Below are 19,872 nucleotides of genomic sequence, written 5' to 3'. Positions count from 1 at the left end.
GGCAGCGCCCATGTGGGAACTCCTGCAACACCTGTCGTTCTGGGACTGGCTGGCCCTCGGCACGCTGCTGTTGATTTTCGAAATATTCGGTGCCGGCGGTTACCTGCTCTGGGTGGGGATTGCCGCCGCGACCGTGGGCGTCCTGACCTTCATGCTCCCCGGCCTGCACTGGACCTTGCAGTTCGTGCTGTTCGGCGTGCTGTCGATCCTGACGGCGTGGCTCTGGTGGAAGCGCCAGCGCAGCGCCGCCAGTCCTAGCGACCAGCCGGGGCTCAACGAGCGGGGTCATGATCTGCTCGGCCGGACCTTCGTGGTGCATGTCGCCATTGTCGCCGGACGCGGCAAGATCAAGGTCGGCGACAGTGTCTGGATGGCCACCGGACCGGATACCGAGGTGGGCGCGCAAGTCCGGGTGATCGGCCAGGACGGCAGCACCCTGCAGGTGGAAAGGATTGAGTAGGACCGATGGAACTCCGGTGTGACAACGGTAATCAAATCGTCCAGATACCCCACACCGGAGTCACCCTTGATGCGTTTCAAAACTGCAGTTGTCGTCAGTGCCTTGCTTTCCCTTCCCGTCAGTGCAGCAATGGCCGACGAGTTCTGGCGCAATGTCCTCTCCTCCGGAGCCACCACCGCTTCCACCTACCTGACCTTCAAGGACCACAAGCTGGTGGTCGCGGCCCAGGATGATGCCGGCAGCTTCGTCGCCAGCAACGGCGGCATCCGCGGCCCTTACCTGGAGGCCGCCATGCAGAAACTGCGGGCCGACAACCCGGGCCTGAAAGCCACCGACATGGAATTGGCCAACGCCATCCTGGCGAAGAACGCCGTCGCCGAAGACTGATCCAAAGATTCCCCCCTTTTTGGACAAAACGCCGCTCACTCAGCGGCGTTTTGCGTTTACCCGCAGGACTTGCCGGTCGCAGCCCGACGTATCCGTTCAGCGTGCGGACAGCAAAAAAAGCACCGAAATTTCAGCTTAAAACAGTATCATCGGCACCATTGCAGCCTTGCTGTCTACTCCTTACCGCCGGTAGAGCCCACTCCCCGGCCTTCACATCGGACGTCACGACCCCATGAGCGAACTTCCTTTCCTGCCTTTTGCCAAACCGACCATCGACGAAGCCACCATTGCCGCCGTAGGCGACGTGCTGCGTTCCGGCTGGATCACCAGCGGCCCGAAAGTCGCGGCCTTTGAAGCCCAGTTGTCGGAGTACTTCGGCGGGCGCCCGGTGCGCACCTTCAACTCCGGCACCTGCACCATGGAAATCGCCCTGCGGATCGCCGGCATCGGCGCGGGCGACGAAGTCATCACCACACCGATTTCCTGGGTGGCCACCGCCAACGTGATCATCGAAGTCGGCGCGACCCCGGTGTTCGCCGATATCGACCCGGTGACCCGCAATATCGACCTGGACAAGGTCGAGGCCGCCATCACCCCGCGCACCAAGGCCATCATCCCCGTTTACCTGTCCGGCCTGCCGGTGGACATGGATCGCCTGTACGCCATCGCCAAGAAACACAACCTGCGCATCGTCGAAGACGCGGCCCAGGCCCTGGGTTCGGAATGGAACGGCCAGAAAATCGGCGCCTTGGGTGACCTGGTGTCGTTCAGCTTCCAGGCGAACAAGAACATCACCTCGTCCGAAGGCGGTTGCCTGGTGTTGAACAACGCCGAAGAAGCCCGTCTGGCCGAGAAGTATCGCCTGCAGGGCGTGACCCGTACCGGCCATGACGGCCTGGACGTGGACGTGCTGGGCGGCAAGTTCAACATGACCGACGTCGCCGCCGCCATCGGCCTGAGCCAGTTCGCCCATGTCGATGCGATCACCGCGCACCGCCGTGAGCTGGCCGAGTACTATTTCGAGTGCTTCGGCAGTGATTTCGAAGAGAAATACGGCGCGCAGCTACCGGTGAAGGACTTCACCAACAGCAACTGGCACATGTTCCAGCTGGTACTGCCGGAGCGTAAGGACGGTCAGCCGGCACGGGCGACCTTCATGGAAGAGATGAAGCAGCGCAACATCGGCATCGGCTATCACTACCCGGCGATCCACCTGCTGAGCCTGTACCGCGAGCGCGGTTTCAAGGACGGCATGTTCCCGATCGCAGAGCGCGTCGGGCGCCTGATCGTGTCGTTGCCGATGTTCAACGTCATGACCAAGGCCGATGTCGAGCGTTCGGTGGCGGCGGTCAAGGCGGTACTGCAACCGTAACAACGTGATCGCGAGCAAGCGCGCTCCTGTAGGAGCACGCTTGTTCCGGGCGGCGTTCCGACGATGAACGATAACGCGGTGAAACTGACGAATTACTCGCCGATCGCCGCCTGGTAACCGGCCGCATCCAGCAAACTCTCAAGCTCCGCGACATTGCTCGGCTTGAGCTTGAAGATCCAGGCCCCGTACGGGTCGGAGTTCAGCAGCTCAGGGCTGGCGGACAGCTCCTCGTTGACCGCAATCACCTCGCCCGACACCGGCGAATAGATATCCGAAGCGGCCTTCACCGACTCGACCACACCGGCGGCCTCGCCAGCGGCGAACACCTGCCCGGCTTCAGTCAGTTCCACGAACACCACATCCCCCAAGGCTTCCTGAGCATGGTCGCTGATGCCGACGGTCACAGTGCCGTCAGCTTCCAGGCGGGCCCACTCGTGGCTTTCGGCAAAACGCAGATCAGCAGGGATATCGCTCATATTCAGTGTCCTCAAATTAAGTATCGGTGACGGGACGACCGAGGGCCCGCCGGAAAAATCAGATCAAGGTTCTGCCATGCCGCACGAACGTCGGCTTTACCACGCGAACCGGGTACCATTTGCCACGAATTTCAACTTCGGCGCGATCGGCCGTGGCCGAGGGAACACGCGCCAGCGCAATCGACTTGCTAAGCGTAGGAGAGAAACTACCACTGGTGATCTCTCCTTCGCCAACCTCGGCGATACGCACCACCTGATGAGCGCGCAGAACGCCGCGCTCTTCCAGCACCAATCCGACCAGCTTGAGCTTGGCCCCGGCGGCTTTTTCCGCCTCCAGGGCGCTACGCCCGATAAAATCGCGAGTGGCCGGCTCCCAGGCAATGGTCCAGGCCATGTTGGCCGCCAGCGGCGAAACGTCCTGGTGAATATCCTGGCCATACAGGTTCATGCCGGCCTCCAGGCGCAAGGTATCCCGGGCGCCCAGACCGATGGGCGAAATACCTGCGCCCACCAGGTCGTTGAAGAAGCCGGGGGCCTGGTCGGCCGGTAGGACGATCTCCAGGCCGTCTTCCCCGGTATAGCCGGTGCGGGCAATGAACCAGTCACCGTCACTGCGGCCTTCGAAGGGTTTGAGGTGCTGGATCAACTGGCCCCGGGACTGGCTCACCAGTTCGGCGATCTTGTGCCGGGCGTGAGGGCCCTGGATCGCCAGCATCGCCAACTCCGGACGCTCGTGCAGTTGCACGTCGTAACCGTCGAGCCGGGCCTGCATCCAGGCCATGTCCTGATCACGGGTCGCGGCATTGACCACCAGGCGGTAACCGGACTCGGTGCGATAGACGATCATGTCGTCGACCACCCCGCCGCGCTCATTGAGCATCGCGCTGTACAAGGCGCGACCGGGGCTGTGCAGGCGCTCGACATCATTGGCCAGCAGATGGCGCAACCAGGCCTTGGCCTGACTGCCGGCGATATCGATCACGGTCATGTGCGAGACATCGAAAACCCCGCAGTCACGGCGCACCTGATGGTGCTCCTCGACCTGCGAGCCGTAATGCAGGGGCATATCCCAACCGCCAAAATCGACCATCTTCGCGCCAAGGGCGAGATGCAGGTCATAGAGAGGCGTACGCTGTCCCATGGGTTTCTCCTTCCGGGCTTGGCGAAGGCGCGGACAGGCGGGAAACCGGCTTGAGCCCTTTATAGTGGGGGGCCTTGAGTCCTGTTTCGCACCCGGTCTGTCAGACGGACCGCACCGAATGCCGCGCATTGTAGCCGCAAGGTGAAGCCCTGACACCTAGCCGATTCGTGCGCCGAACGCCGAATCGACCCGATCACCGGCAAGAGCCCCACCCGATAGGCCGTCAGGCCCTGGCCAGCTCCGGCAGATCGCCCGTCAACCCCAGCGCCTGGCGCACGAACAGCGCCTTGGCCTCGGGCATCTGGTCGACGCTCTTCAACCCGGTGTTACGCAACCAGCGCAGCGCCAGCGAGTCGGCCTGGAACAGCCGCTCGAATCCTTCCATCGCCGCCATCAACCCCAGGTTGTGTGGCATGCGCCGCCGCTCGAAACGGCTCAGCACCCGCACATCCGCCAGTCGCTCGCCACGCTCGCGCGCATGCAGCAGCACTTCGGCCAGCACCGCCGCATCGAGGAAACCCAGGTTCACGCCCTGGCCGGCCAGCGGGTGAATCGTGTGCGCCGCATCGCCGATCAGCGCCAAGCCTTCGGCCACATAGCGCTTGGCGTGGCGCTGGCGCAACGGCACACAGAGCCGCGAGTCCGCTGAAACCACGGTCCCCAGCCGACCTTCGAAGGCCCGCTCCAGTTCGCGACAGAAATCCTCTTCCTCCAGCAGCATCAGGCGCTGCGCCTGCTCCGGCGTGGTCGACCAGACGATCGAGCACCAATCCTGCTGCCCATCGCGCTCCAGCGGCAGGAACGCCAGCGGACCGTCATCGGTAAAGCGTTGCCAGGCGGTCATCTGGTGCGGCAACGAGCTGCGCACGCTGGTCACGATGGCATGGTGCAGGTAGTCCCACTCGCGGGTGGCACAGCCGGTCAAGCGGCGCACCGCCGAATTGGCGCCATCCGCCGCGATCACCAGGGGCGAGCGCAACGTGCGGCCATCGGCCAGGGTCAGCAGCCAGTCATCGCCGGAGCGACGCATCTGCTCCAGGCGCGCGTTGGCCAGCAACCCCATGTCGCAGTCATGCAGGCGGTCGAGCAAGGCATCCTGGACCACCCGGTTCTCGACGATATGCCCCAGCACCTCGGCATGCACGCTGGTCGCCGAGAAATGAATCTGCCCGGTGCCGCTACCGTCCCAGACCTGCATGTCGCGGTACGGGCTGGCACGCCGGGCGCTGATCCCGTCCCACACGCCCAGGCGTTCGAGAATCCGCTGGCTGGCGGCGGACAAGGCACTGACCCTCGGCTCGAAAGCCGACTGCGGGTCGAACGGCTTGACGCTCAGGGGGCTGCCGTCGAGCAGGAGAATCTCCAGCCCACTGTTTTTCAACGCCAGGGCAAGGGCGCTTCCGACCATTCCGGCCCCGACAATCAGCACATCTGCGCGCATTTCCATGCTTTAAGCCTTAAGTGAAGGTGAATGCCCTAGGCATCGGAACGGGTGCCCAGGCCCATCGCTTGCCGGGCGAACCAGCGTTTGGCCGGCGGCAGCAGGTCCAGGCCCAGCAGGCCGATATTGCGCCCCAGGGCGACCAGCGGCTGGGTGTTGCCGAACAGGCGGGTGACCTGGTCGGAGAACCCCACCGTGAGCTGCTGGTCCAGGCGTTGGCGCGCCTGATAGGCCTGCAAGGTGGCCAGGTCCCCCAGCGGCGCGGTGCTCGCCAACAAGGCCTCGGCCAGGGCCTGGGCATCGCGCAGGGACAGATTGAAGCCCTGCCCGGCAATCGGATGCAGGCTGTGGGCGGCGTTGCCCAGCACCACCAGATGCCCGCGCACCTGCTCCTCGGCTTCCACCAGGCTCAACGGGTACAGGTGCCGCACACCGACCTGGCGCAAGGTGCCCAGGCGATAGCCGAACACGCCCTGCAACTCATTGAGGAAACTGCGCTCGTCCAGCTCGGCCAGGCGCTGGGCATCCATCCCGAGCCGGGTCCAGACCAACGCACAGCGATTATCCGGCAGCGGCAGCAGGGCCATCGGCCCTTCGTCGGTAAACCGCTCGAAGGCCATGCCATTGTGGGCTTCGCTGGTGGTGATATTGGCGATCAGCGCACTCTGGTGATAAGGACGCTTGCGCACGCCGATGCCCAACTGCTCGCGCAACCCGGAACGGCCGCCGTCGGCCAGGATCGCCAGGTCGCAGTCCAGCTGGGTTTCATCGCCCAGGGTCAGTCGATAGCCGTCTTCCAGCGGCTGCAGGTGAGTGACTTCCGCCGGGCAGCGCCAGCTGATCACCTCCTTGTCCAGCGCCCGCCAGAGGCATTGCCCCAGCCAGGCGTTCTCCACCACGTAGCCCAGGGCTGGCACGCCCTCCTCCATGGCGGACAGCCGTGCGGTGGAGAAACGCCCGCGGTCGGACACATGAATCTGCTTGATCGGCTCGGCCCGCTGGCCGATCGCCTGCCACAGGCCCAGGCGCTGATAGATCTGCCGGGCACCGAAGGACAGCGCCGAAGAACGCGCGTCGTAGCTGGGCTGGTAGCTGTCGCCGGGGGCGAACGGCTCGATCAGGACGATCTTCCAGCCCCGGGCCTTGGCCCCCGCCTGCAAGGCCAGCGCCAGGCTGGCACCGACCAGGCCACCGCCGATGATCGCCAGGTTGAACCGACTCATGCCGCTTCGGTCCGGGCAGCCGCCATCAGCGCCTCGATCTCGGCCACGGTCTTGGGTACGCCGCCGGTCAGGATTTCACAGCCTTGCCTGGTCACCACCACATCGTCCTCAATGCGCACTCCGATGCCCCGCCATTTCTTCGCCACGTTCTGGTTGTCCGGGGAAATGTAGATCCCCGGTTCCACGGTCAGCGCCATGCCGATTTCCAGCACGCGCCATTGATCACCCACCTTGTAGTCGCCGACATCATGCACATCCATCCCCAGCCAATGGCCGGCACGGTGCATGTAGAAGGCCTTGTAGGCTTCGTCGGCGATCAGTTCGTCGACATTGCCCTGCAACAGTCCCAGCTCCACCAACCCTGCGGTAATGACCCGGACCGTGGCCTCATGGGCCTGGTTCCAGTGCTTGTTCGGCGCGATCTCGGCAAACGCCGCTTCCTGGGCCGCCAGTACCAGTTCGTAGATCGCCTTCTGCTCCGGCGAAAACCGTCCACTGACCGGCCAGGTGCGGGTGATATCGCTGGCGTAGCAGTCGATCTCGCAACCGGCGTCGATCAGCACCAGGTCGCCCTCCCTGAGCACCGCGTCATTCTGCTGGTAGTGCAGGATGCAGCTGTTGCGCCCGGTCGCGACGATGGAACCGTAGGCCGGCATCTTCGCACCGCCCTTGCGGAACTCGTAGTCCAGCTCCGCTTCCAGGCTGAACTCATGCAGGCCGGCGCGGCAGGCCTGCATCGCCCGCACATGGGCACGGGCGGAAATCGCCGCGGCCTCGCGCATCACCTTCACTTCCGCCGCCGATTTATACAGGCGCATGTCGTGCAGCAGGTGATCCAGGGCAACGAATTCGTTCGGCGGTTGGGCACCGAGGTGGGCCTTGGAGCGGATCACGTTGATCCATTCCATCAGGTGACGGTCGAACTCAGGGTTGCTGCCCATGGCCGAATAGACCCGGTCGCGCCCTTCGATCAGGCCCGGGAGAATGTCGTCGATATCGTTGATAGGGAAAGCGTCGTCGGCCCCGTAATCACGCATCGCGCCTTCCTGGCCGGCCCGCAGGCCGTCCCAGAGTTCGCGCTCGACGTTGCGTTCGCGGCAGAACAGCAGGTATTCGCCGTGGGCCCGGCCGGGCATCAGCACGATCACCGCCTGGGGCTCGGGAAAGCCGCTCAGGTACTGGAAATCGCTGTCCTGGCGATAGACATGCTCGACATCACGATTGCGGATCGCCACGGCGGCGGCCGGCAGGATCGCGATGCTGTTGGGCTCCATCTGCGCCATCAGGGCCTTGCGGCGCCGGGCGTATTCCGCTTTCGGGATATGAATCATGGGCAGACGGCGCTCCCTGTCCAGAGACTTAATGCAGAGAAGGCTTGGCAGCCGGTTCAGCCGGTTTGTTGACTTCGGTGAACAACAGCAGCGGCGCGACCCGCAGGTATTCCATGACTTCCATATAGTCGCTTTCCGCGTCGTCGGACTCTTCCAGGGCATCCTGCACCTGGGCGATGGCCGCCAGGTCCTGGAGCACTTCGGTGGCCTCGACGCTCAGGGCGTTGGCGCGGTAGGTCAGGCCGAAACCGGCGAGGAAGCCCTGGCACCACTGGCCCAGTGCGGCGGCACGCTCGGTGAGGGGCGCGTCGTCGCTGGGCAACAACAGGACAACGGTCATGTCATCGCTGGTAAGCTCACCCTTGACCATCTCCTGCAGACCGATCAGCGCGTTGCGCACGTTGTCTTGCGGTTCGCCTTCGAGCAGCTCGGCGGCATCCACCAGCCAGCTGTCGGGTTCGAAGCCGGCACCGGCGCAACTGCGCCCGAGCAACAGGCCGTGCAGTTCGGCCGGCGAGACCGGGTGACCGCTGGTGCTCAGCAGGGTGGCAAAGGCGTTATACGGGGAATTCTGAATAGGCATGGGCGGCTAGGCGCCAAGCGGCGCAATGTCTAGAATGAAGGCCTTGTATCCTAGCATTCGCGCACGAGCCAGACCATCGGCCGTCCAAACGTTTGCTCCGCGCCGCGCTTACTACCGCTCATCAGTCATATTCAGTGGATACACGATGGAAGACACCGACCTGCAAGCGCTGATGGCCAGACTCGAACTGCTGATTGCCCGGGTCGAGCAACTAAAAAGCCAAAATGGACTCTTAGTAGCTCAGGAAAAGACCTGGCGCGAGGAGCGCGCAACCCTCATTGAAAAAAACGAAATCGCCCGGCGTAAGGTCGAATCGATGATTTCGCGCCTCAAAGCCCTGGAGCAAGACTCATGAGTTCAAGCAATAGCGTGACCGTGCAGATCCTCGATAAAGAATATTCGATCATCTGCCCACAGGAAGAACGCAGCAACCTGGTCAGCGCCGCCCGCTACCTGGACGGCAAGATGCGCGAGATCCGCAGCAGCGGCAAGGTCATCGGCGCCGACCGCATCGCCGTGATGGCCGCCCTGAACATCACCCACGACCTGCTGCACCGCCAGGAACGGCCTGACGTGCAGGCCGGCGGCCCGACCCGCGAGCAGGTGCGTGATTTGCTGGATCGTGTCGACCTGGCGTTGTCCTCTGATCCGGACAACAGCAAAGGCTGATTCCTACGGCCAGTTTCGGGTATACTGATGTCACTCCCTGGAGTGCTTGCCAGTTGGTGATGTCCCTGAGCCGATTCGCAAAACCACGGGGGTTGCACGTTGGGGCCGGTGTGCATGTCCGCTAGACGGAAAGCCTTAACGCCCCCTGCAACTTCCACCTTGAACTCTCGGGTTCAAGGGCCAAGCCGACAGCGGTACGTCGGGGAGCCTGATTCCAGCCCAATGCCGGCCATTACCGCCGGCATTGGCGTTAACGGGTGGCCGTCCTGGTCGCTCGATTGCCCAAGCCAGACACCATGACCGAACCTGCGCCGCCTTCCCGCCCGCAACTTCGACGACTGCTGCGCAAGGCCCGCCGGGCACTCAGCGCCAGCGAACAACGCCAGGCCGCGCGCGGCCTGTACCGGCAACTGGCGCAACACCCGCTGTTTCGCCGCGCCCGACACATTTCCCTGTACTTGCCGACCGACGGTGAGATCGATCCGCGCCTGCTGCTGCGTGAAGCGCAACGGCGCGGCAAGCACACCTATCTGCCGGTGCTGAGCGCCTGGCCCCGCACCCGGATGGTGTTCCAGCGCATTCGGCCGGGGGAAAAGCTGCAACCCAATCGCTTTCGCATCCTTGAGCCACGGGTCAACCTGGCGGCGCAACGCAAGGTCTGGGCGTTGGACCTGGTGCTGCTGCCACTGGTGGGTTTCGATACGGAGGGCGGGCGATTGGGCATGGGCGGCGGCTTCTATGACCGCAGCCTGGCCTACCTGGCCCGTCGCCAGAGCTGGCGCAAGCCGACACTGCTGGGGCTGGCCCATGAGTGTCAAAAAGTTGGAAAGTTGAATCAGGCCAGCTGGGATGTGCCGCTACAGGGCACCGTCACGGACCGTGCCTGGTATTTCGCGCCCTGACAAAAAAACATCGGGTCGATCACAACCCCTGCAGGAACCGCCGGGATCAGCGCTTGAACAGGGTCGACTGCTGCGGTTGCTGCTGGACGATTTCCACCGGCAGGTCTTTCTTGCCGGACCAGAGGCCTTGGGCATAGCCTGTAGTGACCACGCCCAAACCGAACAAAATCACCAGAATCCATAGTAAATCCGGTTTGCGTTTCATCGATTGCCCCCCTAGGCAAATGATCCACGATGACAGCAGCGGTTGTCGTTATCAGGCCGCGCAGCAGCGTCAAGCTTAAAATCCCGGCATTTTGCGATAACGTGAAGCACTACGCAAACATTGACGTCAACCGACTGTCGGGTAGTACGGAAAATTGCCTGACAAATTGCCCAAGGAGCAAAACCATGGCCTATTGGCTGATGAAATCCGAGCCCGACGAGCTGTCCATTGCAGACCTGGCCAAGCTCGGCGAGGCGCGCTGGGATGGCGTGCGCAATTACCAGGCGCGCAATTTCCTGCGGGCAATGGCAGTCGGCGACGAGTTCTTCTTCTATCACTCCAGTTGCCCGGAGCCGGGGATTGCCGGGATCGGTCGGATCGTGGCGGCGGCGTACCCGGACCCGACGGCACTGGACCCCGAGAGCCCGTATCACGACCCCAAGGCCAGCGCCGAGAAGAATCCCTGGAGCGCATTGCAGGTCGCGCATGTCGAGACCTTCGGCAAGGTGCTCGGGCTTGGCTACCTGAAGCAGCAGGCCGAGCTGGCGCAAATGCCGTTGGTGCAGAAGGGCAGCCGGTTGTCGGTGATGCCCGTCACGCCCGAGCAGTGGGCAACGGTTCTGGCGTTGCGCTGAGCCTGCCGGGCGTAGCGCCAGGCTTACTGAACGATCAGGTTATTGAACAGCAGGTCCTCGACCACCGGCTTGCCGGTTTCGTCGTTCATCACCTGCTGAACCTGCTTCAGCGCTTCCTGACGCATCTTTTCCTTGGCGTCGACATTGCTCATCGAATCCACGGTCTGTTGGGCGAACAACGCCACCAACTGGTTACGGATCAGCGGCTCATTGGCCTTGACCGCCTTGGCCGCCTCGTCGCCGGTCACCCGCAGGGCCACATCGGCCTTGTACACCTTGAGTTTCGGGCCGCCATCCAGGCCATAGTTACCGACAAACGGTGGCGTCAGGCTGATATAGCTGACTTTCGAACCCGCCCCTTCCCCTTCCTTGGCCTCTTCCGCCGCCACTGCCGCCATCGGCAGGGACAAGGCCAACATCAACATGATCAACGCTTTCACAATTCGCTCCTTATCCGGTTTGCGGCCTAGCATAGCGACCCGCACCGCAGCGCCCAAGCAAAAAGCTTATGGCGGACTATCAGGGCGGGGCATGCTCGTTGACCCTCTGACTCACACACCTACACTTATCGGCCATCACTCCCAAAGGAATAGCCCGATGAAAGCCGTGCTCTGCAAAGCCTTCGGCCCCGCCGAAACGCTGGTGCTGGAAGAGGTCGCCAGTCCCCAACCGGCCAAGAACGAGATCCTGCTGCAGGTGCACGCCGCCGGGGTGAACTTCCCGGACACGCTGATCATCGAGGGCAAGTACCAGTTCAAGCCGCCCTTCCCGTTTTCCCCGGGTGGCGAGGCGGCCGGCGTGGTCGCCGCCGTGGGCGAGAAGGTCAGTCACCTCAAGGTCGGCGACCGGGTGATGGCCCTGACCGGCTGGGGCAGTTTTGCCGAAGAGGTGAAAGTCCCCGGCTATAACGTGATGCCGATCCCCGCCGCCATGGACTTCACCACCGCCGCGGCCTTCAGCATGACCTACGGCACCTCGATGCACGCGCTCAAGCAGCGCGCGCAGTTGCAGCCGGGGGAAACCCTGGTGGTGCTCGGCGCTTCCGGAGGCGTGGGCCTGGCTGCCGTGGAAATCGGCAAGGCCATGGGTGCCCGGGTGATCGCCGCCGCCAGCAGCGCCGAGAAACTCGCGGTGGCCAAGGCCCTCGGCGCCGACGAATTGATCAACTATGGCCAGGACAACCTCAAGGATGAAATCAAGCGCCTGACCGACGGCAACGGTGCCGACGTGATCTACGACCCGGTGGGCGGCGACCTGTTCGACCAGGCCATCCGCTCCATCGCCTGGAACGGCCGCCTGCTGGTGGTGGGTTTTGCCAGCGGGCGCATCCCGGAGCTGCCGGTGAACCTGGCGCTGCTCAAGGGCGCCGCGGTGCTCGGGGTGTTCTGGGGCTCGTTCGCCCAACGCCAGCCCCAGGACAACGCCGCCAACTTCCAGCAACTGTTCAGCTGGTTCGCCGAGGGCAAATTGAAGCCGCTGGTGTCGCAGACCTATCCACTGGCGAACACCGCCCAGGCCATCAATGACCTCGCCCAGCGCAAGGCGGTCGGCAAGGTGGTGGTGCAGGTGCGTTGAGCACCTGAGGCGCTGACCGCGGTTTCATCCGGCAAGCCGGCCAAACACCGCTATATTTTGCCCATGGTCGAGGCGCGCTCATGAGGAGCGCGCCCCTGTATCCCATCGAGGCAAATCCATGATCAAGCTGCTACAGACACTGCTCCCCGGCATGCTCGCCTTCTCGGCACTGACACTCGCCATGCCGGCCATGGCCCAAAAGGACAACGGCTTGCGCGACGTCACAGTGCTGATCGTCCGCCATGCGGAGAAACCCGCCGAGGGTAGCGGACTCAGTCCCGAGGGTGAACATCGGGCCGAAGCCTACGCCAGCTACTTCGATCCCTTGCAACTGGACGGTGGACAACTGACGCCACGACGCCTGATCGCCACCAGCGACAGCAAGGAAAGCGAACGGCCACGCCTGACCCTCACACCCTTGTCCCAACGCCTGAATCTGCCCATCGAACAACCCTACGCCGACGACGAGGTCGACAAACTGGTCAAGTCCCTGGGCAAGGACAACGCCGCACCGGTGGTGTTGATCGCCTGGCACCACGGGCATATCGACAACCTGATCGAAGCCTTCGGCGGCGATGCGACCAAGCTCACCGGGTACAAGCACTGGCCGGAAGATGTGTATGACTGGCTGATCGTGCTGCGCTTCGATCACCAGGGGCAGTTGATCGAGTCCCGCAGCGAGAAGGTCCAGGAGCCGCCGTTTCCCGGCACCGGCGCTCGCTCCTGAGGCTGCGCCAGGGCCTGTACGAAAAATCGTCGCGCAGGCAGTTTTCGTACAGAGCCTAGACTTCGTAATGGCCTTGCCGAGTCATGGTGAGGCCTAGCTGACGATGCCAGCCAGGATTCAATCCGAGTACGTAGTCAAACCCCAACACGCAGAGCAACTGCTTCAGCTCATGCACATTCCGGGCGCAATGAGCCTCTTCCCCCGGAATGAAGAACAGCGAGGGGAAATCAATGTCCGTCACCAGAGGGCGGCCCGCTTCGTCGCTGTGATGCACCACATTTCCCCCACGATAGCCTGCCGCGCAAACGGCCGTGTTCAGGGCGTTTCGAATCCCCCTGATGCGCGGGGTCATATTGCCCAGGTCGGGATGTTCATGTCGGGTATAAACGTCCATGCTCCGGGGAAAGCGATCGGTATCAGGCACCATGCGTCGATCTGCGCCTGAACGGGAATAGGCATGACGCCGGGGGAATACCGCCCACAGGTCATAATCACAAGTCGTTGCGGCCCGATAAGTATCGCGTACTTGCGGCGAGCAGTGGCTATCCACGATGGCCATGACCGGTAGGAGGCTTGCACGATCCGGCGCTTGATTCATCTCTTTCAAGTCATTGGACAGGCGGCGCTCCTGCGGCCCGTAAAATACCCCCAAAGCGCTTCTCCGTTGGCGCCCGCAACGGACGTTGTCTGTTTCAATACAAACTTGATGGGAGCACCCGACGGATCGGCGGCGGTATAGTGCATTTCAAGATTATTTCCGCCTGTGAACGTCATGCACTTCAGTGGGTTCTCCAGCGCTTTACGCCGTTTATCGGTGATATAAAGCGGTGTTTGGCCGGACCCTGAATGCACGGTCTCTTGCAATGCTTTGCGCTGACTTTGAAAGTCCGGGTTCTTGGTGAACCTGGGGTCCGCCAGGACAAAACCGGCCATCGGCCCCCAAGTACAACTTTTAGCCTTATTGTGAAACCCTTTCGTTGCATAGCCTTCAAGCAGCAAGCCGGTGGCAAGGGCCCCCACCGCCCGTACGGAGATCACACATTTTTGAGCATCGGCCACCTGTTGAAATGCCCTGCCATGCTCTATCGGCATGCCCGTACCGGTAATCGCCGATAAACCACGCAACAAATTAAGTTTCATAGAGCAGCGCCACTCACCTTCAAAAGATGATCAGTTATAGCACCGCCCCGCTTCATTCCTGAATGCGGATAATGAAACAATTCTTGAGCACAAATACAACCTAATAAACTTTCGACACCTCCATTGATACTTCTTCTTTAGCCGATATCAAATATCGCTTTCGAAGCTTATAAAGATAGAGTGTTGTATTTCACGGTATTGCCTGAAACATCGTCGGGGGGGGGATTAATGCGAGGCCGAACGGCAGCGCTTGAGCCGCGCCTCCAGGTTGCGATCCGGCATGGCGTGGCTGCGCAAGGCGCTGGCCGTCTGTTCGACGTAGTCGCGGGTGGTGCCATAGCGCCCGCAAGCGCTTTCGAGTACCTGGTTCAACACATGATCCGGCAGGTTGCCGGCATAGCTGGGCAAATGCCGCTCCAGCACGAACCCCAGGGCCTGGACCGTCTGCCCCGTTTCCAACCGGCAACTGAGCCAGTGCGGACGGTAGGAAGGCACCGGCATCTCCCGCTGCCACAAGGCATAGAGCGAAGCCTCCAACTGATCGTCCGGCAACCGGTAGGCAAAGCCGCTGCAGGAACCGCCGCGATCCAGGCCGAACACCAACCCCGGAAACTCCGGCGTGCCCCGATGCTCATGGGACCACAGGTACAGGCCCCGGTGATAACCGTGGACCCGCCCACGCACCCGCTCCACGGCGGAGCACTCGGGACGCCAGATCAGCGAGCCGTAGGCGAACAGCCAGACCGGTCCGCCCTTGTGCCGGGCCATGGTGGCCTGCATGGAGCAGAGCAGTTGCTCGTGGGTCAGTTGCGCCCCCAGTTCCAGGCGCGGCGGATAGGCCAAACTCGGCAACGCAGGATCGATAGCGGTCATGGCGAATTGCGCGGGGTTCCTGATCATTACCAGTTGTCAGTCACTTTACCGTAATAAAACGCGCCACTGTAACCGTGTGGCGAAAAAGTGCTGTAGGCCAGCTTGCCTTCGTCGTTGGCCCGATGGATATATAGCCTAATGTTCTGCAATAAATAAATTAACTATAAAAATCGCATAACGATAAGCCAAACACTGCGTCAAGGATAATTCCTACATACATTTCAGAGTCCGCGGTCTGACAACCCGATCTCGACGTACGTATAACGGCCGCCTACTTAACCGCTACGTATTCACCAGGGGTCAATGACCATGGGTAAATCATTCCTTATCCCGGCGCTGTGCCTGTTCATGCTGGCATCAACCGCCCAGGCCCAATCGCCGGACGGCTCGAACGCCAGTGACAAGGGCTTCTGGCAGCTGCAAACCAGCGTCTTTACCCAACACTTCTCACCGGACCCGGACCACAACAGCCATCAGGAGCTGATCGGGCTAGAACGCAATGAAGCTTCGGGCTTTCTCTATGGGGCGGCGACGTTTCGCAACTCGTTCAGCCAGCGCTCGTATTACGCCTATGCCGGCAAGCGTTTCGACAGCGCCAATTATCCGGTGTACCTGAAGGTCAGCGGCGGCTTGCTGCAGGGGTACACGGGGCAGTACCGCGACAAGATCCCGTTGAACCACCTGGGCGTTGCGCCGGTGATCATTCCTTCCGTCGGCGCGCATTACGGGCCGGTGGCAACGGAACTGGTGTTGCTGGGGTTCAATGCGGCGATGCTCACTGCGGGCGTGCGCTTCTGAGGGGTTTGCGGCAGGCTTGAAGACCCTGTGGCGAGCCCCCCTCGCCACAAAGTGTCACCAACCCGGGAGCTTAAGGCCGCGGCGCGTAGGCAAACACGTCGGCGCGCATCTGGTGCGCATCCATACCGGCGCTCACCAGGGCGTCGAGCGTCGCATAGATCATGGCCGGCGAGCCGCTGGCATAGACGTGCACCGTCGACAGGTCGGCAATGTCTTCGCAGACCGCCTCGTGCAGCAGGCCGCAACGCCCTTCCCAGCCACACAGGTCGCTGACCACCTTGTGCAGGAACAGGTTCGGCAATTGCGCCCACTCGTCCCAGTGGTCCAGCGTGTAGAAATCCTCGGGCCGGCGCACGCCCCAATACAAGTGCACCGGATGCTGGAAACCCGTGGAACGACAATGTTCGATCAGACTGTGCATCTGCGCCATGCCGGTTCCCGCCGCGATCAACACCAGCGGTCCATCCGGCAATTGCGCCAGGTGGGTGTCGCCAAACGGCAGCTCGACCCGCGCCATGCGGTTGCGCTGCAACTGCTCGATCAGACTCTGGGCGCTGGCTTCGCGCACCAGCACATGCAGTTCCAGGTCGCGGCCGGCATGCGGCGCGGACGCCAGGGAAAACGCCGATTTCTCGCCATTGTCGCGCTCGAGCATCAGGTACTGGCCGGCGTGATAACGCGGCGGCCTGCCCGCCGGCGCGCGCAGGCGCACCCGCCAGACATCCCCGCCGATCTCGGCACATTCGATCAACTGACAGGCCAACTTGCGCACCGGTAGTTCTCCTTGCGCGAGCACGCCATCCCAGAGCACCACACAGTCTTCCAGGGGTTCTGCGATACAAGTGTAGAACTCGCCATGGTCGCGCACGTCGCCGGCCTGCGCGACCCGCCCTTCCACCAGCAACGCGGCGCACACATGGCAGTTGCCGTTGCGACAGCTTTGCGGGCAGTCATAGCCCAGGCGCCGGGCACCGTCGAGAATCCGCTCGCCAGGCCGTATCTCAAGCACGGCACCGGACGGCTGCAAGGTCACACGCATCAATCTATTCCTAACTGATTCCAAATGGCATCGACCCGTCGGGTCACGGCCTCATCCTTGACGATCACCCGGCCCCACTCACGTGTGGTCTCGCCGGGCCATTTGTGCGTGGCATCCAACCCCATCTTCGAACCCAGGCCGGACACCGGCGAGGCGAAGTCGAGGTAGTCGATCGGCGTGTTATCGATCATCACCGTGTCGCGCTTGGGGTCCATGCGCGTGGTGATGGCCCAGATCACGTCGTTCCAGTCACGGGCGTTGATATCGTCGTCGGTGACGATAACGAACTTGGTATACATGAACTGTCGCAAAAACGACCAGACGCCCAACATGACGCGCTTGGCGTGGCCCGGATACGACTTCTTCATGGTCACGACGGCCATGCGGTACGAGCAGCCTTCCGGCGGCAGGTAGAAGTCGGTGATTTCCGGGAACTGCTTCTGCAGGATCGGCACGAACACCTCGTTCAGCGCCACGCCGAGAATCGCCGGCTCATCCGGTGGTCGACCGGTGTAGGTGCTGTGGTAGATCGGCTTGATCCGGTGGGTGATGCGCTGCACGGTAAACACCGGGAAGCTGTCGACTTCGTTGTAGTAACCGGTGTGGTCGCCGTAGGGGCCTTCCGGGGCCATTTCGCCCGGGTGGATCACACCCTCCAGGACGATTTCCGCCGAAGCCGGCACCTGCAGGTCGTTGCCACGGCATTTGACCAGCTCGGTGCGGTTGCCCCGCAGCAGGCCGGCAAAGGCGTATTCGGAGAGACTGTCCGGTACCGGGGTCACGGCGCCGAGAATGGTCGCCGGGTCCGCGCCCAGGGCCACGGACACCGGGAACGGCTGGCCCGGATGCTTTTCGCACCACTCGCGGTAATCCAGCGCGCCGCCACGGTGGCTGAGCCAACGCATGATGACCTTGTTGCGGGCGATCACCTGCTGACGGTAGATGCCGAGGTTCTGGCGGTCCTTGTTCGGCCCCTTGGTGACCGTCAGGCCCCAGGTGATCAGCGGTGCGACGTCGCCCGGCCAGCAATGCTGGACCGGCAACTTGCCGAGGTCGACATCATCGCCTTCGATGACGATCTCCTGGCAGGGCGCGTCCTTGACCACCTTCGGCGCCATGGCAATGATCTTGCGAAAGATCGGCAGCTTGGACCAGGCATCCTTGAGCCCCTTGGGCGGCTCCGGCTCCTTGAGGAAGGCCAGCAGCTTGCCGATTTCCCGCAGTTCGCTGACCGCGTCGGCGCCCATCCCCAGGGCCACGCGCTCGGGCGTGCCGAACAGGTTGCCGAGCACCGGGATATCGAAACCGGTGGGCTTCTCGAACAGCAGCGCCGGGCCCTTGGCCCGCAGGGTGCGGTCGCAGACCTCGGTCATTTCCAGGATGGGGGACACCGGAACCTGGATGCGCTTGAGTTCGCCGCGCTGTTCCAGGCCGCTGATAAAGTCGCGCAAGTCGCGATACTGCATGCGTGAGCCTCGTAGAGTCCGTGGCGTTCGGGGTGGGCAGTTTACCCGGTTCGCCCCAATACCGTGCAATCGAACAAACACCCGGCAGCAAAAAGCCGGGTTTCCCCGGCTTTTGCGGCCCTGCTCGACTTACTTGCGTTTCATCGACAGGAAGAACTCATCGTTGGTCTTGGTCTGTTTCAGCTTGTCGACCAGGAACTCGATGGCGGCGACTTCATCCATCGGATGCAGCAGCTTGCGCAGGATCCACATGCGCTGCAGCTCGTCGTCGGCGGTCAGCAACTCTTCGCGGCGGGTGCCGGAACGGTTGATGTTGATGGCCGGGAAGACGCGCTTTTCGGCGATCTTGCGGTCCAGGGGCAGTTCCATGTTGCCGGTACCCTTGAACTCTTCGTAGATCACTTCGTCCATCTTCGAACCGGTTTCAACCAGCGCGGTGGCGATGATGGTCAGCGAACCGCCTTCCTCGATGTTCCGCGCGGCGCCGAAGAAACGCTTCGGTTTCTCCAGGGCATGGGCGTCGACACCACCGGTCAGGACCTTGCCGGAGCTCGGGATCACGGTGTTGTAGGCACGCGCCAGACGGGTGATGGAGTCCAGCAGGATGACCACGTCCTTCTTGTGCTCGACCAGGCGCTTGGCCTTCTCGATGACCATCTCGGCCACTTGCACGTGACGGGTCGGCGGCTCGTCGAACGTCGAGGCGACCACTTCGCCGCGCACGGTGCGCTGCATTTCGGTCACTTCTTCCGGACGCTCGTCGATCAGCAGGACGATCAGGTGCACTTCCGGGTTGTTGCGGGTGATGTTCGAGGCAATGTTCTGCAACATGATCGTCTTGCCGGCTTTCGGCGGCGCCACGATCAGGCCACGCTGGCCTTTGCCGATCGGGGCGCAGAGGTCGATCACGCGACCGGTCAAGTCTTCGGTGGAACCGTTACCGGCTTCCATCTTCATGCGCACGGTCGGGAACAGCGGGGTCAGGTTCTCGAAGAGAATCTTGTTCTTGGCGTTTTCCGGACGATCGAAGTTGATCGTGTCGACCTTGAGCAGGGCGAAATAACGCTCGCCTTCCTTCGGTGGGCGGATCTTGCCAACGATGGTGTCACCGGTGCGCAAGTTGAAGCGACGGATCTGGCTTGGCGAGACGTAGATGTCGTCCGGGCCGGCCAGGTAGGAGGCGTCCGAAGAGCGAAGGAAGCCGAAGCCGTCCTGGAGGATCTCCAGCACGCCATCACCGGAGATTTCCTCGCCGCTTTTCGCGTGCTTTTTCAGCAGGGAGAAAATCACATCCTGCTTGCGCGAACGGGCCATATTTTCTATGCCCATCTGTTCGGCCAATTCGAGCAGTTCGGTAATCGGCTTTTGCTTGAGTTCAGTCAGATTCATATAGGAATGACGTAATCATTTATGGAGGGGGGAGAAATTA

24 protein-coding genes and 1 other RNA gene are annotated in these 19,872 nt (G+C 62.4%); 11 read left to right on the top strand and 14 right to left on the bottom strand.

The window, feature by feature from the left end; genetic code table 11:
* Positions 1 to 10 precede the first annotated feature (10 nt).
* From NUH87_RS18585 to NUH87_RS18575, 3 genes are all read left to right on the top strand, one after another.
* A complete protein-coding gene (locus tag NUH87_RS18585; protein WP_338522195.1) occupies positions 11 to 460 on the top strand; it encodes an NfeD family protein in 450 nt (149 codons plus the stop codon).
* Positions 461 to 529: 69 nt separating this feature from the next.
* Positions 530 to 847: a DUF2388 domain-containing protein gene (locus NUH87_RS18580; protein ID WP_040071594.1), complete on the top strand. Its 318-nt coding sequence runs from the start codon at positions 530 to 532 to the stop codon at positions 845 to 847.
* Between the two features lie 232 nt (positions 848 to 1,079).
* Entirely contained in the window at positions 1,080 to 2,219 is a 1,140-nt protein-coding gene (locus NUH87_RS18575; RefSeq protein ID WP_040071595.1) for a DegT/DnrJ/EryC1/StrS family aminotransferase, read from the top strand.
* Positions 2,220 to 2,311: 92 nt separating this feature from the next.
* Here NUH87_RS18575 and gcvH read toward each other — a convergent pair whose 3' ends face one another.
* The 6 genes from gcvH to NUH87_RS18545 form a co-directional block, all read right to left on the bottom strand.
* Positions 2,312 to 2,695: a glycine cleavage system protein GcvH gene (gene gcvH, locus NUH87_RS18570; RefSeq protein ID WP_338522194.1), complete on the bottom strand. Its 384-nt coding sequence runs from the start codon at positions 2,693 to 2,695 to the stop codon at positions 2,312 to 2,314.
* 58 nt (positions 2,696 to 2,753) lie between these two features.
* Positions 2,754 to 3,836: a glycine cleavage system aminomethyltransferase GcvT gene (gene gcvT, locus NUH87_RS18565; protein ID WP_338522193.1), complete on the bottom strand. Its 1,083-nt coding sequence runs from the start codon at positions 3,834 to 3,836 to the stop codon at positions 2,754 to 2,756.
* Positions 3,837 to 4,059: 223 nt separating this feature from the next.
* Positions 4,060 to 5,277, bottom strand: a complete 1,218-nt coding sequence (locus NUH87_RS18560; protein ID WP_338526862.1) for a 2-octaprenyl-3-methyl-6-methoxy-1,4-benzoquinol hydroxylase — start codon at positions 5,275 to 5,277, stop codon at positions 4,060 to 4,062.
* A gap of 35 nt (positions 5,278 to 5,312) precedes the next feature.
* Positions 5,313 to 6,500, bottom strand: coding sequence for a 2-octaprenyl-6-methoxyphenyl hydroxylase (ubiH, locus tag NUH87_RS18555; RefSeq protein ID WP_338522192.1), 1,188 nt, complete (start codon positions 6,498 to 6,500; stop codon positions 5,313 to 5,315).
* On the bottom strand, positions 6,497 to 7,831 hold the full coding sequence (gene pepP / locus NUH87_RS18550; RefSeq protein ID WP_338522191.1) for a Xaa-Pro aminopeptidase: 1,335 nt from the start codon (positions 7,829 to 7,831) through the stop codon (positions 6,497 to 6,499). The genes ubiH and pepP overlap by 4 nt, the downstream gene beginning before the upstream one ends.
* 28 nt (positions 7,832 to 7,859) lie before the next feature.
* Complete coding sequence (locus NUH87_RS18545; protein ID WP_338522190.1) at positions 7,860 to 8,414, bottom strand: YecA family protein; 555 nt, start codon at positions 8,412 to 8,414, stop codon at positions 7,860 to 7,862.
* A 145-nt stretch (positions 8,415 to 8,559) separates the two neighbouring features.
* On the opposite strand from NUH87_RS18545, the gene NUH87_RS18540 reads away from it, so the two are divergent.
* From NUH87_RS18540 to NUH87_RS18525, 4 genes are all read left to right on the top strand, one after another.
* A complete protein-coding gene (locus NUH87_RS18540; protein ID WP_040071602.1) occupies positions 8,560 to 8,769 on the top strand; it encodes a TIGR02449 family protein in 210 nt (69 codons plus the stop codon).
* Positions 8,766 to 9,083, top strand: a complete 318-nt coding sequence (locus NUH87_RS18535; RefSeq protein ID WP_040071603.1) for a cell division protein ZapA — start codon at positions 8,766 to 8,768, stop codon at positions 9,081 to 9,083. Before NUH87_RS18540 ends, NUH87_RS18535 begins: the two co-directional genes overlap by 4 nt.
* Before the next feature lie 31 nt (positions 9,084 to 9,114).
* Positions 9,115 to 9,293: non-coding RNA, 6S RNA (gene ssrS / locus NUH87_RS18530), on the top strand.
* A gap of 86 nt (positions 9,294 to 9,379) precedes the next feature.
* Positions 9,380 to 9,985 carry a 5-formyltetrahydrofolate cyclo-ligase gene (locus NUH87_RS18525; RefSeq protein WP_040071749.1) on the top strand — a complete coding sequence of 202 codons (606 nt, stop codon included), beginning with the start codon at positions 9,380 to 9,382 and terminating at the stop codon, positions 9,983 to 9,985.
* 46 nt (positions 9,986 to 10,031) lie between these two features.
* Here the strand turns inward: NUH87_RS18525 and NUH87_RS18520 are convergent, their stop codons facing one another.
* The gene (locus NUH87_RS18520) at positions 10,032 to 10,190 is read right to left on the bottom strand and encodes a hypothetical protein (protein ID WP_157016069.1); all 159 of its coding nucleotides are present in this window, start codon (positions 10,188 to 10,190) and stop codon (positions 10,032 to 10,034) included.
* Positions 10,191 to 10,375: 185 nt separating this feature from the next.
* Here NUH87_RS18520 and NUH87_RS18515 point away from each other — a divergent pair, with 185 nt between their 5' ends.
* Positions 10,376 to 10,825 carry an EVE domain-containing protein gene (locus NUH87_RS18515; RefSeq protein ID WP_040071604.1) on the top strand — a complete coding sequence of 150 codons (450 nt, stop codon included), beginning with the start codon at positions 10,376 to 10,378 and terminating at the stop codon, positions 10,823 to 10,825.
* A gap of 23 nt (positions 10,826 to 10,848) precedes the next feature.
* Here the strand turns inward: NUH87_RS18515 and NUH87_RS18510 are convergent, their stop codons facing one another.
* Positions 10,849 to 11,265 (bottom strand): flagellar basal body-associated protein FliL, encoded by a 417-nt coding sequence (locus NUH87_RS18510; RefSeq protein WP_040071608.1) that lies wholly within the window; start codon positions 11,263 to 11,265, stop codon positions 10,849 to 10,851.
* Between the two features lie 157 nt (positions 11,266 to 11,422).
* Here NUH87_RS18510 and NUH87_RS18505 point away from each other — a divergent pair, with 157 nt between their 5' ends.
* The gene (locus NUH87_RS18505; protein ID WP_040071609.1) at positions 11,423 to 12,400 is read left to right on the top strand and encodes an NADPH:quinone oxidoreductase family protein; all 978 of its coding nucleotides are present in this window, start codon (positions 11,423 to 11,425) and stop codon (positions 12,398 to 12,400) included.
* A 118-nt stretch (positions 12,401 to 12,518) separates the two neighbouring features.
* A complete protein-coding gene (locus tag NUH87_RS18500; protein ID WP_338522189.1) occupies positions 12,519 to 13,127 on the top strand; it encodes a flagellar basal body-associated protein FliL in 609 nt (202 codons plus the stop codon).
* A 55-nt stretch (positions 13,128 to 13,182) separates the two neighbouring features.
* On the opposite strand, the gene NUH87_RS18495 is transcribed toward NUH87_RS18500, so the two are convergent.
* From NUH87_RS18495 to NUH87_RS18485, 3 genes are all read right to left on the bottom strand, one after another.
* On the bottom strand, positions 13,183 to 13,779 hold the full coding sequence (locus NUH87_RS18495; RefSeq protein WP_338522188.1) for a hypothetical protein: 597 nt from the start codon (positions 13,777 to 13,779) through the stop codon (positions 13,183 to 13,185).
* Positions 13,731 to 14,267, bottom strand: coding sequence for an anthrax toxin-like adenylyl cyclase domain-containing protein (locus NUH87_RS18490; RefSeq protein ID WP_338522187.1), 537 nt, complete (start codon positions 14,265 to 14,267; stop codon positions 13,731 to 13,733). The genes NUH87_RS18495 and NUH87_RS18490 overlap by 49 nt, the downstream gene beginning before the upstream one ends.
* Positions 14,268 to 14,492: 225 nt before the next feature.
* Positions 14,493 to 15,140, bottom strand: a complete 648-nt coding sequence (locus NUH87_RS18485) for a gamma-glutamylcyclotransferase (protein WP_338526860.1) — start codon at positions 15,138 to 15,140, stop codon at positions 14,493 to 14,495.
* 348 nt (positions 15,141 to 15,488) lie between these two features.
* Between NUH87_RS18485 and NUH87_RS18480 the strand changes: the two genes are divergently transcribed.
* Positions 15,489 to 15,938 carry a sn-glycerol-3-phosphate transporter gene (locus NUH87_RS18480; protein WP_338526858.1) on the top strand — a complete coding sequence of 150 codons (450 nt, stop codon included), beginning with the start codon at positions 15,489 to 15,491 and terminating at the stop codon, positions 15,936 to 15,938.
* A 70-nt stretch (positions 15,939 to 16,008) separates the two neighbouring features.
* Here the strand turns inward: NUH87_RS18480 and NUH87_RS18475 are convergent, their stop codons facing one another.
* The 3 genes from NUH87_RS18475 to rho all read right to left on the bottom strand — a co-directional run bounded on the left by NUH87_RS18475 (position 16,009) and on the right by rho (position 19,832).
* Positions 16,009 to 16,977 carry a CDP-6-deoxy-delta-3,4-glucoseen reductase gene (locus NUH87_RS18475; RefSeq protein WP_040071616.1) on the bottom strand — a complete coding sequence of 323 codons (969 nt, stop codon included), beginning with the start codon at positions 16,975 to 16,977 and terminating at the stop codon, positions 16,009 to 16,011.
* Positions 16,977 to 18,443, bottom strand: coding sequence for a 4-hydroxy-3-polyprenylbenzoate decarboxylase (ubiD, locus tag NUH87_RS18470; RefSeq protein ID WP_040071617.1), 1,467 nt, complete (start codon positions 18,441 to 18,443; stop codon positions 16,977 to 16,979). The genes NUH87_RS18475 and ubiD overlap by 1 nt, the downstream gene beginning before the upstream one ends.
* Before the next feature lie 129 nt (positions 18,444 to 18,572).
* Positions 18,573 to 19,832, bottom strand: coding sequence for a transcription termination factor Rho (gene rho / locus NUH87_RS18465; protein ID WP_040071618.1), 1,260 nt, complete (start codon positions 19,830 to 19,832; stop codon positions 18,573 to 18,575).
* Between the last annotated feature and the right edge of the window lie 40 nt (positions 19,833 to 19,872).

Origin of the sequence: Pseudomonas batumici, assembly GCF_036585405.1 — a bacterium.
GTDB classification, from domain to species: Bacteria; Pseudomonadota; Gammaproteobacteria; order Pseudomonadales; family Pseudomonadaceae; genus Aquipseudomonas; species Aquipseudomonas batumici.
The sequence above is the reverse complement of the archived record's forward strand: the minus strand, read 5'-3'. Positions and strand labels throughout refer to the sequence as shown.

Excerpts from the sequence above, each read along its gene's own strand:
- NUH87_RS18560 (WP_338526862.1), bottom strand. The coding sequence starts at position 5,277 with ATGCGCGCAGATGTGCTGATTGTCGGGGCCGGAATGGTCGGAAGCGCC.
- gcvH (WP_338522194.1), bottom strand. The coding sequence starts at position 2,695 with ATGAGCGATATCCCTGCTGATCTGCGTTTTGCCGAAAGCCACGAGTGG.
- NUH87_RS18525 (WP_040071749.1), top strand. The coding sequence starts at position 9,380 with ATGACCGAACCTGCGCCGCCTTCCCGCCCGCAACTTCGACGACTGCTG.
- NUH87_RS18535 (WP_040071603.1), top strand. The coding sequence starts at position 8,766 with ATGAGTTCAAGCAATAGCGTGACCGTGCAGATCCTCGATAAAGAATAT.
- ubiH (WP_338522192.1), bottom strand. The coding sequence starts at position 6,500 with ATGAGTCGGTTCAACCTGGCGATCATCGGCGGTGGCCTGGTCGGTGCC.
- NUH87_RS18480 (WP_338526858.1), top strand. The coding sequence starts at position 15,489 with ATGCTGGCATCAACCGCCCAGGCCCAATCGCCGGACGGCTCGAACGCC.
- ubiD (WP_040071617.1), bottom strand. The coding sequence starts at position 18,443 with ATGCAGTATCGCGACTTGCGCGACTTTATCAGCGGCCTGGAACAGCGC.
- NUH87_RS18475 (WP_040071616.1), bottom strand. The coding sequence starts at position 16,977 with ATGCGTGTGACCTTGCAGCCGTCCGGTGCCGTGCTTGAGATACGGCCT.
- NUH87_RS18540 (WP_040071602.1), top strand. The coding sequence starts at position 8,560 with ATGGAAGACACCGACCTGCAAGCGCTGATGGCCAGACTCGAACTGCTG.
- NUH87_RS18545 (WP_338522190.1), bottom strand. The coding sequence starts at position 8,414 with ATGCCTATTCAGAATTCCCCGTATAACGCCTTTGCCACCCTGCTGAGC.
- NUH87_RS18485 (WP_338526860.1), bottom strand. The coding sequence starts at position 15,140 with ATGACCGCTATCGATCCTGCGTTGCCGAGTTTGGCCTATCCGCCGCGC.
- NUH87_RS18500 (WP_338522189.1), top strand. The coding sequence starts at position 12,519 with ATGATCAAGCTGCTACAGACACTGCTCCCCGGCATGCTCGCCTTCTCG.
- NUH87_RS18520 (WP_157016069.1), bottom strand. The coding sequence starts at position 10,190 with ATGAAACGCAAACCGGATTTACTATGGATTCTGGTGATTTTGTTCGGT.
- NUH87_RS18490 (WP_338522187.1), bottom strand. The coding sequence starts at position 14,267 with ATGAAACTTAATTTGTTGCGTGGTTTATCGGCGATTACCGGTACGGGC.
- NUH87_RS18585 (WP_338522195.1), top strand. The coding sequence starts at position 11 with ATGTGGGAACTCCTGCAACACCTGTCGTTCTGGGACTGGCTGGCCCTC.
- gcvT (WP_338522193.1), bottom strand. The coding sequence starts at position 3,836 with ATGGGACAGCGTACGCCTCTCTATGACCTGCATCTCGCCCTTGGCGCG.
- pepP (WP_338522191.1), bottom strand. The coding sequence starts at position 7,831 with ATGATTCATATCCCGAAAGCGGAATACGCCCGGCGCCGCAAGGCCCTG.
- NUH87_RS18580 (WP_040071594.1), top strand. The coding sequence starts at position 530 with ATGCGTTTCAAAACTGCAGTTGTCGTCAGTGCCTTGCTTTCCCTTCCC.
- NUH87_RS18515 (WP_040071604.1), top strand. The coding sequence starts at position 10,376 with ATGGCCTATTGGCTGATGAAATCCGAGCCCGACGAGCTGTCCATTGCA.
- NUH87_RS18575 (WP_040071595.1), top strand. The coding sequence starts at position 1,080 with ATGAGCGAACTTCCTTTCCTGCCTTTTGCCAAACCGACCATCGACGAA.
- rho (WP_040071618.1), bottom strand. The coding sequence starts at position 19,832 with ATGAATCTGACTGAACTCAAGCAAAAGCCGATTACCGAACTGCTCGAA.
- NUH87_RS18505 (WP_040071609.1), top strand. The coding sequence starts at position 11,423 with ATGAAAGCCGTGCTCTGCAAAGCCTTCGGCCCCGCCGAAACGCTGGTG.